Origin of the sequence: Ensifer sp. ENS10 (assembly GCF_014852025.1) — a bacterium.
Classification (GTDB): domain Bacteria; phylum Pseudomonadota; class Alphaproteobacteria; order Rhizobiales; family Rhizobiaceae; genus Ensifer.
In genome coordinates, this window is record NZ_JACVAS010000080.1 from 1 (window position 1) to 237 (window position 237).

Genomic DNA, 237 nt, shown 5'->3' on the forward strand with positions numbered 1-237 from the left:
TCGCTGCACCGGCAACCGGAGCCGGGTTGGCGCCAGCCAGACCGTCATCGTCGACATTCGCAGACGCCGAGCCACCGGTCGGCTGGTTGGCATCCGTCACCGAGAAGCCGAAGTTTGCCGTCGACGTATCACCGTCGCCGTCCGTCACCGTGTAGGTACCGTTGACCGGCAGAGATGCTCCGACCGTCGGAGCATCCGCCTGGAACTCGTAGCTGCCGTCGGCCTTGACCCGGATCG

At 66.2% G+C, this 237-nt stretch carries 1 protein-coding gene; it reads right to left on the reverse strand.

What is annotated here, in order from left to right; genetic code table 11:
* Positions 1 to 237, reverse strand: a 237-nt coding sequence (locus IB265_RS36450; protein ID WP_192496244.1) for a hypothetical protein, incomplete at both ends; no start/stop codon positions are given.